This window comes from Paenibacillus sp. FW101-FHT12H11, from assembly GCF_058790355.1.
The window spans coordinates 517646-531635 of the sequence record NZ_JBYTCO010000002.1 but is presented as its reverse complement, the minus strand read 5'-3'; the positions used below and the strand labels follow the sequence as shown (position 1 = coordinate 531635).

The following is a 13990-nucleotide window of genomic DNA, read 5'->3' as shown; positions in this document are numbered from 1 at the left end:
AAAAAAATTTTAGGGGTTGGCCAAAAAACAATCAATTGTACTTATAGATTTGAAGTCGATAAAATAATATTCATTATGTTACATAATTATTCATTTCATCACTGGCTTTATCCATGCAAATAGTCAATCATCACGAGGTTTTGACAGGGGGGCTTATACAATGATCCAAGAGAATTTAGATGCCAGTAAGAGCAAACAACAGATTGAGCAAGCTGTAGATTCGCTCGACGAGCAACTGAGACGTATTTCTAAGCAAATTCATGCGAATCCGGAACTCAGCTTCCATGAGCATAAAGCGAAAATGTGGTTGGTTGAACCCTTACTTGAAGCGGGATTTGAGGTAGAGCAAGGGATTGCGGGTTTAGAGACCTCGTTTCGCGCTACTTGGGAAGGTCAACCGGGAGGGCCGACGATTGCGCTGCTGGCCGAGTATGATGCGCTACCTGTGATTGGCCATGCTTGCGGCCATAACTTGATTGGGACTGCATCCGTAGGCGCCGCGCTGGCGTTGAAGGAAGCACATCCTGATCTGCCAGGCAAAATCGTTGTTTTAGGTACGCCTGCCGAAGAAGAAGGCGGCGGTAAAATCATCATGTGCAACGAAGGAATCTTCGATGACATCGACGCCGTGATGATGGTCCATCCGCAAAATAAAACGATGGTTCTGCGCGGTGCACTTGCTTGTGTCGACGCAACGTTTACCTTTCACGGGAAGCAGGCACACGCATCTTCCTCTCCAGAGAAAGGAATCTCTGCGCTGGATGCCTTAATTAATGCCTTCGTTGCCATCAACGCCATCCGCCAGTTTGTGAAAGAGGATGTGAGGATTCACGGCATTATTACCAAGGGCGGAGATGCGCCGAATGTTGTACCGGAGCTGTGCGAAGCTGTATTTATATTGAGAGCGTCGACGGTGGAAGAACTGGAAATTGTCAGAGAAAAAGTATATCGGGCCGTTCGCAGCTCGGCAGAAGGTGTTGGAGCTACCGTTGATATTGCGGAAGGGTTAATTTATGCGGAGCGGAACAACAATAAGGCTTTGGCTCAATTGTTTCAATCCAATTTGGAACAGATGGGCATAGAAGTATCCGCGCCGCCGCAAAAGGGAGGTGTCGGCTCCTCCGATATCGGGAATGTCAGCCAGATGACGGCGACGATCCACCCGTATATCCGACTAGGAGATGCCACTACGCATACGCCGGAATTTGCTCAGATGGCGGGTTCGGAAGAGGGTATGATCGAATTGAATCGAGCGGCCAAAGCGTTAGCCCTTACCGCGTATGATTTATGTACGGACAAGTCGGCGATGCAGAACGTTCGCAGTGAGTTTACAGCGTGGAAGCAGAAGAGAGAGGGGGGAACGGGCATTGAATAGTATAGCAAAAGATAGTCCTCGCAAATGGTTTAAAATGCCTCATACCTTTGTTATTTTATTTATCCTTGTTTTCGTTGCAGCGGCATTAACGTATACAATCCCTGCAGGAAAATTCGAGCGTGTCAAAGATAAAGTGACTGGAAAATCCTTACTCGTGACAGGGTCGTATCATCAAGTAGATGCGAGTCCGGTTAATTTAGTTGAAATTCCGAAAGCGATCGTCCACGGACTAGTTTCTTCGGCGGATGTCGTCTTCTTTATTTTCATTATTGGCGGGGCTTTCCAAATCATTTCGTCGACGGGCACGATTGAGGCGGTAACCTCCAGGGTGGCAAAAACATTTGCCAATAAAGGCAGGTGGGTGATACCCATCTTCATTACCCTGTTCTCGGTCGGCGGTTTTACAATGGGAATGTCCACCGAAGTCATGGTCTTCGTCCCCATCGGGATCGCGATTGCCCGTGCGCTCGGTTTTGATGCTTTGACGGGTACAGCGATGATATCCTTGGGGGCATCCTGCGGCTTTACGGCGGGGATATTGAACCCGTTCAATGTCGGTTTGGCTCAAGCTATTGCGCAAGTTCCGATGTTCTCAGGGGCTTGGCTGCGCGTTATTTTATTGATTTGCCTCATCACCGTGACAAGTCTATATTTGATTCGATATGCAGGTAAAGTAAGAAAAGATCCAAAGCAAGGGCTTGTTTATGATTTAGAGCAGTCAGTTACAAGCGAGAAAGTCGATTTCTCTAAACTGCCTACTCTTCAGCTTAAGCATTATCTTACAATTGCTGCGGTGATCATCGGTTTCGGTCTCGTTATTTGGGGTGTTTCGAAAAAAGGCTGGTGGATGGAGGAGCTCGGTGCGTTATTCTTGACTATGGGGATCGTGTCCGGCTTCAGCGCAGGTTATGGTCCAAGCCGTATCGCCAGCGAATTCGTCAAAGGTGCAAGCAGCATTACTTATGGCGCGTTCATCATTGGTATTGCAAGAGGCATCATGGTCGTGCTAGAGCAAGGAAATGTCATCGACAGCATCGTGAATGGCCTGTCCATTCTTGTAGGCGACTTGCCAAGTTCAATTCAAGTGCTAGGTATGTACGCTTTTCAAAATATTATGAACGTATTCATCACCTCTGGTACAGGTATGGCGGTTACAACGATGCCGATTATGACACCATTGTCCGATTTATTAGGCGTTACAAGACAAACCTCCGTGTTGGCCTTCCAACTGGGTGATGGCATTACGAACATGATTCTTCCTACCTCGTCCGCTTTGATGGGCAGTCTGGCTGTATCGGGGATTGCTTATCAGAAATGGGTAAAGTTTTTCTGGCCGTTGATGTGCATGTGGCTGATTATCGGTGCCATTTTTATCATCGTGGCGAATGTAATTAAGTATGCGTAAGTGACGTTGATGCAAAGTATGCTCTTCCTATTTAAATGGGGAGGAGCATGCTTTTTTTTCTATACTCGGTTGCTATCCTTATGTCTTATTTTTCCTGCGTTGGCTTATTTTCAATCGACCATTCAGCTAGTATAATGAGAATTATTATCAATGAACGAGCGAGCGAGGTATAGGTATGAATATTCAAGAACATTTTAAACTATCGGAAACAATACGCAATAACCTGAGAATAATTTGCCACGCGGCAGCTGCTTCTTGGTTAAGACCTTATTTATTTATGAATTTACTACGGTCAACTGCCTCTGGTGGTTTTTCTAACCAACCATTTTCAATCAAGAGATCTGCACCATCTTCCACATATAACATTACTTCCGCTTGGCATTTCAAAAATAAAGCACCAATATCTTTTCTACCGTCAAGCGAGATACCATTGGCATACTCCCTTATTTTCACATTAAACATGTCAACTTTATGAAAAATCATGATTTTGTCAGAAAATGGTGAGTCTGTCGATGAAGTCACCAAATGATCGATGAGTGTCGGGGAGGGCAGTCCATCCTGAGACAACTTTTCTGATAACAATTCAATGTGCTTTTGATTAATATCTTTTCCGCGTTCTAGAAACGCTCTTACCTTGTTGTCGTTTGCTACTTGAGCAAATCCAATAATAAGTGCTTTACTTGTAATATCGTTATTCAGATTTCCGAAGATATGCGCAATTTCCAATCCTTGTAGGGGTCTGCTTTTTCCGAAAAAAGAGCCCAGAAACTTTTGACTATGTACAAAATCAACTTTTTCTGGGGGCTGAATAACAGGCGAATTCATAAGCTCATTTTTAGATTCTGAAATCACCGCAATCACGGACTGCAATTTCATTGTATCTTCAACGCATTTGATAAAAAAATCCCGAATATCCCTTCTAGTAACTAATGGAACGGCGATAGAGTAGAGACTCATACCGGCTTTGCTCGCATATTTCATATAATGAAGATAAAACTCATCAATAAATAAACGAGGCGCTTTCAAGTTCACGTCACTATCAGTAAACCCAACAGGTATAGGAAAGTCTGCTTGATTAAAGAAACGTTCAATTGTTTGGATAATAGTATCGCTTAACCCAAATGCATATTCTAAAGCCACTTTAATCTCGGGATCATCAATATTCTTTAGATAATAACCGAGCATGCACTTTCCCATTGTATTTCCAATATAAGTTGCCCAAAGTTTCCCCATCTCAGTTCCTGTGAGCACTAATTTCATAATACATAGTCCTCTTTTCTAGAGTTAAATGGTGTAAAAAGCTAGTATTAATGCTCATCATTTTCAGTGTTATTCGTTTCTTTCAAAAGATTGCACTCCTTAAAATTATTAGCTTTATAGTATACAATTTCTAATAATTTATTCATCTCTATTTGGAACCCACCTTAGAACGAATGCTCTAGTGAGAGTTCCGGTCACTATATAGAAAATGAACGAATAAAAGTAGTTCCAGCCATAATAAGCAACAGCATCAATCCAGATAGAAAACGGTTCGCCAATAAAGGCAAAAATAAGAGCTTGTAAGAATAAAGCTAGAGAGAATGATTTCCAAGTTGAAAAATATTGAAAAATCAGCATTTGAGCTACGGGTACTATCGAAAAATCAAAGGGTAACTCGAAAACAGAGTACGGTATTAATTTTGTAGGATAGATCCAGATACCAAAGTCTGCACCAAATTCGTCTGTAATAACTGAAATAATCAGCACGGTTAGTCCAAAAAACCAAATGATTGGTGCCCGTTTGCGGTCAATAAGTTTAATGAGAACTATCCAAGGGACTATGATCATTCCTAGTAAAAACCACCAAGTCCAAGTAAAGAGACTTTCATTTAGCCATAACTGATATTCAAAAAGTGAATGCGATTCCTGCATATTATGTAATTGATCTTTTGTCATTTATCCTCCTAATAATAAGATTGTCCCATCTCTAATTATTTCTATATATCGTAAATGCCATACCCTAATAAAGCCCCTTAGACGGGCAGATTAGGCATCAGCTTTACGGATTATAGCCATAGCTCCACGAACAATCAAAAAAGATGCAGTTAAGGTAATGAAGGATACAAAGGCGTTCCAGTGTATGTAATGAATCAATTTCGTATTCTTTTCAGCCCAAAATTCCAGCAATGTCACCGGAATATTATACAAGAGTGCTTGTATAAAGATACTTTTTAATTTCGAGTGCTGGGTAGTTATATTATAAAAAACACAGAGTGTAGGAAAAACGAGGAAGTCAAAAACAATGCTTGTTTGGAAAGCTTTAGGGAAGAAGCGAATCGGATACTCTAATAGGCCTGCTGAGATTATAAAACAATCAGTAATCGTAGTAACAACTGATTTCATAAAGAAAATAATAAGCCAATCTTTCAGAGGCCTTCTTAGCATCCAGTAGAACATTGAACCAAAGCATAGGATTGTAACTGACCAAAGTATTATATATTCCATAAAATGCTCCCCACATAAATTGTTAGTGATATAAGTTTCCCATATAACCGTGAATTATTCTTTTTCAGAAATTCGTGAAACCGGTGCCACGTTTTCAATATATACCGTGCAATAATCAATATATGAAATTCCAGCCAAAAAACTGGAATTTTTGTTGTATAATTATCCTGTTTCAAATGGAAAAAACAGTTTTCCTTCCTTCAAGGCATTTTTTAGATAATCCACATCAATGGTATGATTATGAGGGGAAAGTATCTGTTTTAGAATGTGAATGTGGATGTAGTATCATATAATAATCCAGATCCAAGGAGGGAATGTAAAATGTCTGAGCGAAAACCAAACGCACTTATTAACGAAAAATCCCCCTATTTGCTCCAACACGCATACAATCCGGTCGACTGGTTCGCTTGGTCCGAAGAAGCTTTTGAAAAGGCGAAGCAAGAGAATAAGCCAATTTTCCTATCTATTGGGTATTCAACTTGCCATTGGTGCCACGTCATGGCACACGAATCCTTCGAAGACCAGACCATAGCCGACATGCTGAATAAAGATTTCATCTCAATCAAAGTAGATCGTGAAGAACGCCCAGACATCGATCACATCTACATGGCGGTGTGTCAAGCGATGACGGGACAAGGCGGCTGGCCGCTCACGGTGTTCCTGACGCCGGAGAAGAAGCCTTTCTTCGCTGGAACGTACTTCCCACGCAACCGAAAATACAATCGTGCCGGGATGGTGGAAATACTCGCGCAACTTGCGGGGAAGTGGAGGGAAGACGACGAGCGCGTTCGTGAAGTCGGGGAACAAATCATCCAAGAGACAACGGCTCGGTTGCTGGAGCATCATTCGGGCAGTGAATTAACGGAAGAGACGCTGCATGAAGCGTTCCGTTTATATGAGAGCTCGTTCGATACTGAGTTCGGGGGATTTGGAAGTGCGCCAAAATTTCCAACCTCGCACAATTTATCGTTTTTGCTCAGGTACTATAAGAAAACGGGGAACGAACACGCCCTTGAAATGGTCGAAAAGACGCTGGATGCCATGCATCGCGGGGGCATGTACGATCATATAGGATTTGGTTTTTCCAGGTATTCGGTTGATTCCCAGTGGCTGGTTCCGCACTTTGAGAAGATGTTGTATGACAATGCACTTTTGCTTATGACTTATGTTGAAGCTTATCAAGTTACTGACAAAGCCAAGTACGCTGAAGTAGCCGAGCAGATCATTACCTATGTATTAAGGGATATGACGGATGTTGGTGGCGCATTCTATTCGGCGGAGGATGCGGATTCCGAAGGCGAAGAGGGGAAGTTCTACGTATGGACACCTGACGAGGTAGAACTTGTGCTTGGCATAGAGGAAGGAGACCTCTTCTCCGAGTTGTTTGACATTACGGAGTCTGGTAATTTCGAAGGGCACAACATTCCGAATCTGATCCAGACGACGCCAGCTTCTTTTGCCAAGCGGAAGCAGATCCCCTTGGATCAGCTGAAGCATCGGATGGAGGAAGCCCGCGCCAAGCTGTTCGAGCACCGCGAGAAGCGCATCCATCCGGGCAAAGACGACAAGATTCTGACCGCGTGGAACGGTCTGATGATCGCTGCGCTGTCCAAGGCGGCCCGCGCCTTGGACAAGCCGGCTTACGCGGAGGCGGCCGCGAAAGCCGCGGACTTCCTGCTTCGCGAGCTGCGCCGCGAAGATGGGCGCTTGCTCGCCCGCTATCGCGACGGCGAGGCCGCTTTTCCAGGCTACGTGGACGACTACGCGTTCCTCGTTTGGGGACTGATCGAGCTGTACGAGACCACGTTCGAGCTGCGCTATCTCCGTGAAGCGGTCCAGCTGAACGCAGAGATGCTTCGTCTCTTCGGAGACGAAGAGAAGGGCGGGCTCTTCTTCTACGGCAGCGATGCCGAGCAGCTGCTCACCCGCCCCAAAGAGATCTACGACGGCGCAATGCCGTCGGGCAACGCCGCAGCCGCGCTGAATATGCAGCGGCTGGCTAAGCTGACCTACGACGCGAAGCTGTCGCAGGCCGCGGATGAACAGCTCCTGGCTTTTGCCGGAGCTGTCGCTTCTTACCCGCCGGGCCATGCGCTCATGCTGGCGGCGCTCGATTTCGCTTACAGCGAAGCTAGCGAAATCGTCATCGCCGGCGACCCGGCGAAGCCGGAGACGCAGCACATGCTGCGCACTGTACAGCGGCAGTTTCTGCCGAATGCGCTGCTCATTCTTCACCCGCCAGGGGCAGCGGGAGAAGAAGTGCGCAAGCTGATTCCGCTTGTGCAGGACAAGCTGCCCTTGGGAGGGCGCGCGACAGCCTATGTATGCCAGAACTTTGCCTGCCAAGCGCCGACACAGGATCTCGAAGACCTCGAAAATCTTTCCCAATTTCGATGATAATAATTATCATTATTGGTTACAATAGCAATAGAAAGAAAAAAAGAGGCCCGAAAGGGCCTCCTCACTCTTTAAGTTAAATAACTCTTAAACTAAACTTTAGGTTCAAACGTTTTGCAGTCTGTTTCTTCGGAATTGCGTGCTTGATTGCTGCCGTGGTGGCTCACGACATAAATCGAGGACGCGTTGCATTTATTGCCATTTGCCCAGTGTTTGCAGGAATTAACTTCGCAAAGCACATCTTTTGCCATTGGTTATTCACCTCCTTTACCTCATAGGTTGGGGTAAAAAGGCATGTTTTTATACATGGTCAGACACGAAAATGGAAAAATGTATAAGATTAGCATTCACCATTTGTCCGAATGACTTCATATACTTGGAGTAGAGAACCTACTTCAAGAAGGTGAAGTTATGGCTGAAAAGGAATTTCAGCAATGTGTTAGATGCAAATATGTTGCGGACAAAGAGGAAAGATATTGTATCAAATGCGGAGCCCCACTCAAAAACCGCTGTACGCGGGAAAAAACGTTGCTCCACAAGGGCTGTTCGAAGGTGAATAAACCGGACGCTAAGTACTGTTCAGACTGTGGGACGGCAACGATATTTAACGAATGGAATCTACTGTAAAAGTCGGTTTTCCTCCAAATAGCGGACTCCAGTTCCATCCAAATAAGTCCAGTTAGTATTTTTGCGAAATTGTTTCTGTCTTACCCCAAAATGGTGTTAACCGTGGATGTACAGTGGAACTATATTTCCAAAGTAAACGTAAAAGCACTGCCAGGAGCATCCTGACAGTGCTTTTCTGCTTCAAATAAATTACTTGTTCTGCAAAATCATCGTCCACAAATCCGAAGAATCATAGCCAAGCCGCCAAGCTGCGACACCGGCGATGTCATACTTTTTCGCCACATCCAATCGAGCCTTGACAGTTGCGGCATCTTCTAACCAGAATACATAAGTAAAGCCGTCTTCCTGGTACTCCACGCGATACTGGCCGTATGTCGCATCCCATGTCTGTTTGACCGTTTTGGAAGCGAGCAAAGCTGGAATATCCTTCATCAGCACAGTCCGATTACTTTGCAGGGCGCCGGCTGAATCTAGTTTCCATTCCCGCACATAGTAAGGGATGCCAAGGATGATTTTGTCCCGCGGGATGCCATAGGATAGAAATTCTTGAATCCCGCCGTCTGTCCAAGGGAGACCTGCAACCGAACCGGCGGAGGTACTTCCCTTATAAAATTGGTCATAAGCCATGATAACGACGTAATCAACAATGCCGCCGAGCTTCTCATGATCAAAAGCGGAAAGATGATTCCATTTGACACTGCCGCGCGGTAGATCGATGGAAATTGCCAAGCCGTTGGAGTGCGCGTAAGTTGTCAATTTGGTAATAAAAGCAGTGAATGCATTGCGGTCTGACCCTGCAAGGCTTTCGAAGTCGACGTTGATGCCAGGAACACCAAGCTGCGCGGAACGATCAACCAAAGTTTTAATGAATTTATCCTGGGCCTTGCTATCGGCAAGGAATTGCGTCGTTAAGCTGGCATTGAACTGATTGCTGACGAGAGGGTAAACGGTATAACCGCTGTTTTGCAGCCATTTGACAGTATCGGGATTCGAGCTGTCTTTGAGATTACCTGCAGCGTCCGCAAGCTCGAAATAGCTTGGTGCATCGACATCCAGTCCAACTGTGTTGGAAACTTGAGCTTTTATCGCATCGCCACCGGATTGGCCGTTCCATCCCCATACTTGCAATTTCTTGAAATTATCCCATAGTATTCGGTGTTCAAGCGTTTGAATGGAGCTGTTGTTGTACTGTACGCCATAGTTCAGCGCATCAGGAAGGTTTGTATACTCGCCGATTAGTGAGGCGTTCTGGAACACTTGATAAGCGGCAAAATTGTTCCAAATTTTGTGGCCATCCTTGAATATGGTGGCATGTCCCCATAATTTTGCATAGTCAATGGCAAGATCTAATGAAGTGAAGTCCTGAAGAAAGGTATCATTTTGGTATACTTTATAGGATTTAAGATTGCTGTATACGGTTTTATTCGTGTTTTTATTAACGACGGTCGAGTTGCCCCAGTTCAAGGCTTCTTTTACCGCATCCTCCAAGGAAGCAAATTCCCAGTTATCGGCTGAAAAAGTACCTTGATAGACCTTATAGACAGGATCTCCAGCACGAAGCGAGGTTTTATCCTCATTAGAAATGTTGTCCCAGACCCAAGCTCGGCTGTTTAAATCAATGATATGGGCGCTGCCCCATTTCTTCGCTTCAGCGATGGCCTCATTCAACGTTTGAAATCTCCAAGAGTCTAGAGTAACTTCATTTTGATATACTTGATAATGAGGATAGTTGTCCCACACCCAGCCGGTGGATGTTAGATCACGTACGCTGGCATTGGACCATTTTTTCGCTTCAGCAATAGCAGCATCTAATGTAGAGAATTGCCATTCTGGGAGTGTAGCGTCCATTTGATAAACCTGATAGCGAGGAAAGTTGTTCCACAACCACTTGCGTGTGCCAATCTCTTCCACGTAACTATTGGAAAAACCTTTGGCAAAAGTTTCTGCTTGTTTATATGTAGCAAATTCCATGAGTACTTGATTATACTGATAAACGCGGTATTTCGTTGTTTTATCGGTAGTGCCGCCTGCGGTTCCTGCTGCTTGTACAGCCTGCGGTATCGTTATGGATAACAAAAGGGTACTCGTCAGCAGCCATTTTCCAACTTTCATAGATCACGCCTCTTTCTCTTAATCTATTTAATAAGACGTACGAAATGATAGATTGGTTGCGTTGGAAATAGCTAGAAATGTAAGCGAAATACAAGGTGATGTTGGACGATAGAACAACTTTCGAGTAACATGAGGTATACATAGTCATTTTCGTGATCAGAACAAGGTGGAGGAACGATTTATGAAGCTGTATCCGGAAGCTTATATTGAATATTTACTGCATTTTCATGCGGAGCGGGATTATTTTGAATGCCATGAGGTTATGGAAGAATTTTGGAAAGAGCATCCAGGGGACGAACGCAGCAGAACGTATGTCGCGTTGATTCAAATAGCGGTTGGCATGTATCATATCAGGCGCGGGAATCGCACAGGTGCCGTTAAAATGCTGCAAAGCGCAGAGCGTAATGCGCAGGCTGAGCATGTGGCTTCTTTGGGGCTTGATCCTGAGCAGCTTGGAGAGTTAATTGGACACACTTGGGCTCAAATCGAGCGGGATGGTTATTTGTATCAAGATATTAATTTGCCGATCGCAGATTTGGAGTTAATTGCGTTATGCCAGGCCGAATGCGAGCAAAGAGGGTTGATTTGGCATGCACCAAGCCGATTGGCCGATATCGAACTCATTCAAAAACATACGCGAAGAGACCGGACAGAGGTCATTGAAGAAAGAGCAAGACAAAAGCAAATTCGTAAGGAAAAGGGTGGCGCCAAGTGAACTCGGAAGGTAAAGTACTTGTCGTAGATGATGAGCCGAATATTGCGGAAGTGGTCAGATTGTATCTGGAGCATTCCAATTATGAACCGATTCTGCTGCCGCGAGGGCAGGAGGTTCTTCGCACAATTGTAGAAGAGAGACCGAGCTTAGTTTTACTCGACATTATGCTTCCGGATATTTCAGGCTATGAGCTATGTGAGATGATTCGTAAAATGGATGCTCCATATCATCAGACACCGATCATTTTTCTAACGGCGAAAGGCGAATCCATTGATAAATTAAGAGGATTTAACTTAGGAGTCGACGATTACTTAGTTAAGCCATTTGATCCTAACGAGCTTATTGCCCGCATTAAGGCTGTACTGCGACGTACGGTTCAAGTGCCGACAGATGTGTCAGCTTCGCAGAATTCGTCTCGTAAATTACTGGAGATCGGAAATATTGTGATTGATTTGGATCAGTATCGGGTGACCGTAGGTGGGAAACGAATTGATCTCACGCCGAAGGAGATTGAACTTCTGCATTTCCTGACCAGCCACCCAAGCCGTGTTTTCACTCGTGAGGATTTGCTTGGTTATGTGTGGAATTTTGATTTTACCGGTGGCACGCGTACAGTTGACGCTCATGTAAAGAATTTGCGTAAAAAGCTGGGGCAACATGATACGTGGAACATTCAAACGCTATGGGGAATTGGCTATTCGTTTGAGGTGGTCCAGCATGTTTAAGCTTTGGCTAAAGGGCAAATATAACAGCCTTTATCTGAAAATCTTCTTGTCTTTCCTGGCGACATGTGTGCTTTTCTTTGCGGGATTGTTTTTGTTCTGGAACTATTATTTTACGGATTTGTTTTATAAGGACAAAGTTGAACTGCTGGAGAAACGGGTTGTCGAAGTGACCCGGCTTATGAACTCTGTTCAAGACGGCACCATTTCTACGAGAGAATTGAAATACACCGTACGCATTTTAGCGAGAAGCATTAATGGGCAGGTATGGCTCGTTGACGATAAAGGGAATATTCTGAACGGCTCCTCAGACAGTGAAGGTAGAACGATCCCCAAGCAGATGGATACTCAGTTTATCGACGGTTTGCACGGCCACAGCGGTTACGGGATGGTCACTTTAACGTCGCCGCAGGGAAGAACGATTAATGTATTTACATATCACGCCCCTTATCAATTAAATGATCAGCCAATGGTTTTCATTTTGCATTTCCCGGCGGAGGACATTGGTGAAGCTATTTCCGCTGTAAGGGTAAATATTCTGGTTCCGCTCTTGTTTTCTCTTTTGGCTGTAGGGTTCATTCTCTACATTATTTCACGAAAACTCGCCGGCCCCCTTCAGCAGATGAACCGTGCGGCACTCGAACTTGCGCATGGTGATTTCACGACACGTGTTCCGGTCACTTCACACGATGAGGTCGGGCAGCTTGCTGCAAGCTTCAATTTCATGGTGGAGCAATTGGAAGAATGGGAAGGGACTCGGCAGGAGTTTCTGACGAACGTATCCCATGAGCTGCGTTCACCGCTTACGACACTGCGTGGTTTCATCGTGGCGATGAACGATAAGATCATCCCTGAAGAGAAATACTCGCATTACCTGCGCATTTGTGATCAAGAGGTTCAACGGCTGCAGCGTCTCGTGACGGATTTATTAGACCTTGCTCAGATTCAAAATGGGGTCGATGTGTTTCGACTTAGACCGGTTGTCATGACAGAAGCACTTGAAGAATCATTGGAATTATTGAAAGCGCCGATCGCTGTCAATGAAATTTCACTGCATCTTATTTTGCCTAGCCCGGATAAAGAGCCCGCTCAGGTTCCGCTAGATCCTGATCGATTTGCTCAGATCGTCCATAATTTAATCTATAACTCCTTAAAATTCACGCCAAAGGGCGGGACGTTAACCGTTGCTTTGGAAGAAGCGGAGCATGAAGTCCATCTGTTCATTCGTGATACGGGAACCGGGATGACGGATGCCGAGTTGGCGCGCATTTGGGATCGTTTCTATAAGGCGGATGAAGCCAGAACATCAAGATCAGATGTACCTACGGGGACAGGGCTTGGACTTACGATTGTGAAGCATTTAGTCACAGGTATGCATGGCACGATCCAAGTACGCAGCCGAGTAGGCGAAGGAACCGAATTTTGTGTAACATTTCCGCGAATTTCGTAGAGTTTCACAATTTTTTTACAACTTAAACAAACTTATTTCATGTTTGAAATGTATCCTGATCCTATTGGACAGGATTTTTTGTCTTGGAGGTGTATGTTTGATGAAGTACACTTGGAAAGCAGCTATGGGTTTGACGCTTTTTTCCTTCCTATTGGGTGGTTGTCAGACTCATTTGCCGGATCTTTCCACAACGCAAGCCGTGATCACATCGCCCCCCATAACCGAGCAAGCTCTCCCCGAAGAAAATTCCACAGAAGACGTCCAGAATGTGAAGGAAATGCAGCTGGTCATGTTCTCTCAGGAACTGCTTCTTATGGACCGGCATACCAATTTGTCCATTACTGCTAAGCAAGCAGAGACGATTCTTCCATTGGTCCGTAAAAGCATAGATGAAGGAAGCATGAACGAATCCGAACGCAAGCTTGTTCTTGGTGGCTTGACCGCAGATCAAATTGCTTTTCTAGAGGAACAATCCAAACAAGAAAAGGCGCGATTTGCTGAGCGTTCGGGCAACCAGGGGGATGAGCTCTCTTCCGAAGAACGAGAGAAGCGGGTGAAAGCTTTTATGCAAAAAAGAAAAACCGATCGACAGGCAGAGTCAGACTTCATTGACCGTGAGCATGGAGAAAACCAGTTCGATCCTCGAAGCATGGGGATCAGCGTAGAGCAGCAGTTAATGGAATTACTCATGTCCAAACTCTAA

At 45.0% G+C, this 13990-nt stretch carries 13 protein-coding genes; 8 read left to right on the top strand and 5 right to left on the bottom strand.

The window, feature by feature from the left end:
• Positions 1-160 precede the first annotated feature (160 nt).
• Both AC3WTJ_RS08090 and AC3WTJ_RS08085 read left to right on the top strand, forming a co-directional pair.
• Entirely contained in the window at positions 161-1375 is a 1215-nt protein-coding gene (locus AC3WTJ_RS08090) for a M20 family metallopeptidase (protein WP_492521392.1), read from the top strand.
• Positions 1368-2780 (top strand): YfcC family protein, encoded by a 1413-nt coding sequence (locus tag AC3WTJ_RS08085; protein ID WP_492521391.1) that lies wholly within the window; start codon positions 1368-1370, stop codon positions 2778-2780. Before AC3WTJ_RS08090 ends, AC3WTJ_RS08085 begins: the two co-directional genes overlap by 8 nt.
• A 267-nt stretch (positions 2781-3047) precedes the next feature.
• Here AC3WTJ_RS08085 and AC3WTJ_RS08080 read toward each other — a convergent pair whose 3' ends face one another.
• The 3 genes from AC3WTJ_RS08080 to AC3WTJ_RS08070 all read right to left on the bottom strand — a co-directional run bounded on the left by AC3WTJ_RS08080 (position 3048) and on the right by AC3WTJ_RS08070 (position 5264).
• Positions 3048-4040, bottom strand: a complete 993-nt coding sequence (locus AC3WTJ_RS08080; protein WP_492521390.1) for a DUF3231 family protein — start codon at positions 4038-4040, stop codon at positions 3048-3050.
• 138 nt (positions 4041-4178) lie between these two features.
• A complete protein-coding gene (locus AC3WTJ_RS08075) occupies positions 4179-4715 on the bottom strand; it encodes a CBO0543 family protein (protein ID WP_492521389.1) in 537 nt (178 codons plus the stop codon).
• A 90-nt stretch (positions 4716-4805) separates the two neighbouring features.
• Positions 4806-5264, bottom strand: a complete 459-nt coding sequence (locus tag AC3WTJ_RS08070) for a CBO0543 family protein (protein WP_492521388.1) — start codon at positions 5262-5264, stop codon at positions 4806-4808.
• 321 nt (positions 5265-5585) lie between these two features.
• Here AC3WTJ_RS08070 and AC3WTJ_RS08065 point away from each other — a divergent pair, with 321 nt between their 5' ends.
• Positions 5586-7661: a thioredoxin domain-containing protein gene (locus AC3WTJ_RS08065; protein WP_492521663.1), complete on the top strand. Its 2076-nt coding sequence runs from the start codon at positions 5586-5588 to the stop codon at positions 7659-7661.
• Between the two features lie 92 nt (positions 7662-7753).
• On the opposite strand, the gene AC3WTJ_RS08060 is transcribed toward AC3WTJ_RS08065, so the two are convergent.
• Positions 7754-7912 carry a DUF1540 domain-containing protein gene (locus AC3WTJ_RS08060; RefSeq protein ID WP_492521387.1) on the bottom strand — a complete coding sequence of 53 codons (159 nt, stop codon included), beginning with the start codon at positions 7910-7912 and terminating at the stop codon, positions 7754-7756.
• A 160-nt stretch (positions 7913-8072) separates the two neighbouring features.
• Here AC3WTJ_RS08060 and AC3WTJ_RS08055 point away from each other — a divergent pair, with 160 nt between their 5' ends.
• A complete protein-coding gene (locus tag AC3WTJ_RS08055; RefSeq protein ID WP_379174481.1) occupies positions 8073-8288 on the top strand; it encodes a double zinc ribbon domain-containing protein in 216 nt (71 codons plus the stop codon).
• A 189-nt stretch (positions 8289-8477) separates the two neighbouring features.
• Here the strand turns inward: AC3WTJ_RS08055 and AC3WTJ_RS08050 are convergent, their stop codons facing one another.
• Positions 8478-10400 (bottom strand): glycosyl hydrolase family 18 protein, encoded by a 1923-nt coding sequence (locus AC3WTJ_RS08050; protein WP_492521386.1) that lies wholly within the window; start codon positions 10398-10400, stop codon positions 8478-8480.
• Positions 10401-10581: 181 nt separating this feature from the next.
• Here AC3WTJ_RS08050 and AC3WTJ_RS08045 point away from each other — a divergent pair, with 181 nt between their 5' ends.
• The 4 genes from AC3WTJ_RS08045 (at position 10582) to AC3WTJ_RS08030 (ending at position 13990) form a co-directional block, all read left to right on the top strand.
• Positions 10582-11115, top strand: coding sequence for a DUF309 domain-containing protein (locus AC3WTJ_RS08045; RefSeq protein ID WP_492521385.1), 534 nt, complete (start codon positions 10582-10584; stop codon positions 11113-11115).
• Positions 11112-11840, top strand: a complete 729-nt coding sequence (locus tag AC3WTJ_RS08040) for a response regulator transcription factor (protein WP_127451600.1) — start codon at positions 11112-11114, stop codon at positions 11838-11840. Before AC3WTJ_RS08045 ends, AC3WTJ_RS08040 begins: the two co-directional genes overlap by 4 nt.
• Complete coding sequence (locus AC3WTJ_RS08035) at positions 11833-13287, top strand: sensor histidine kinase (RefSeq protein WP_157324652.1); 1455 nt, start codon at positions 11833-11835, stop codon at positions 13285-13287. The genes AC3WTJ_RS08040 and AC3WTJ_RS08035 overlap by 8 nt, the downstream gene beginning before the upstream one ends.
• A 100-nt stretch (positions 13288-13387) precedes the next feature.
• Entirely contained in the window at positions 13388-13990 is a 603-nt protein-coding gene (locus AC3WTJ_RS08030) for a hypothetical protein (RefSeq protein ID WP_492521384.1), read from the top strand.

What these genes read in the sequence shown, in the direction of transcription:
- AC3WTJ_RS08075 (WP_492521389.1), bottom strand. Translation starts at nt 4,715, where the DNA reads ATGACAAAAGATCAATTACATAATATGCAGGAATCGCATTCACTTTTT.
- AC3WTJ_RS08065 (WP_492521663.1), top strand. Translation starts at nt 5,586, where the DNA reads ATGTCTGAGCGAAAACCAAACGCACTTATTAACGAAAAATCCCCCTAT.
- AC3WTJ_RS08030 (WP_492521384.1), top strand. Translation starts at nt 13,388, where the DNA reads ATGAAGTACACTTGGAAAGCAGCTATGGGTTTGACGCTTTTTTCCTTC.
- AC3WTJ_RS08045 (WP_492521385.1), top strand. Translation starts at nt 10,582, where the DNA reads ATGAAGCTGTATCCGGAAGCTTATATTGAATATTTACTGCATTTTCAT.
- AC3WTJ_RS08050 (WP_492521386.1), bottom strand. Translation starts at nt 10,400, where the DNA reads ATGAAAGTTGGAAAATGGCTGCTGACGAGTACCCTTTTGTTATCCATA.
- AC3WTJ_RS08055 (WP_379174481.1), top strand. Translation starts at nt 8,073, where the DNA reads ATGGCTGAAAAGGAATTTCAGCAATGTGTTAGATGCAAATATGTTGCG.
- AC3WTJ_RS08090 (WP_492521392.1), top strand. Translation starts at nt 161, where the DNA reads ATGATCCAAGAGAATTTAGATGCCAGTAAGAGCAAACAACAGATTGAG.
- AC3WTJ_RS08070 (WP_492521388.1), bottom strand. Translation starts at nt 5,264, where the DNA reads ATGGAATATATAATACTTTGGTCAGTTACAATCCTATGCTTTGGTTCA.
- AC3WTJ_RS08060 (WP_492521387.1), bottom strand. Translation starts at nt 7,912, where the DNA reads ATGGCAAAAGATGTGCTTTGCGAAGTTAATTCCTGCAAACACTGGGCA.
- AC3WTJ_RS08035 (WP_157324652.1), top strand. Translation starts at nt 11,833, where the DNA reads ATGTTTAAGCTTTGGCTAAAGGGCAAATATAACAGCCTTTATCTGAAA.
- AC3WTJ_RS08080 (WP_492521390.1), bottom strand. Translation starts at nt 4,040, where the DNA reads ATGAAATTAGTGCTCACAGGAACTGAGATGGGGAAACTTTGGGCAACT.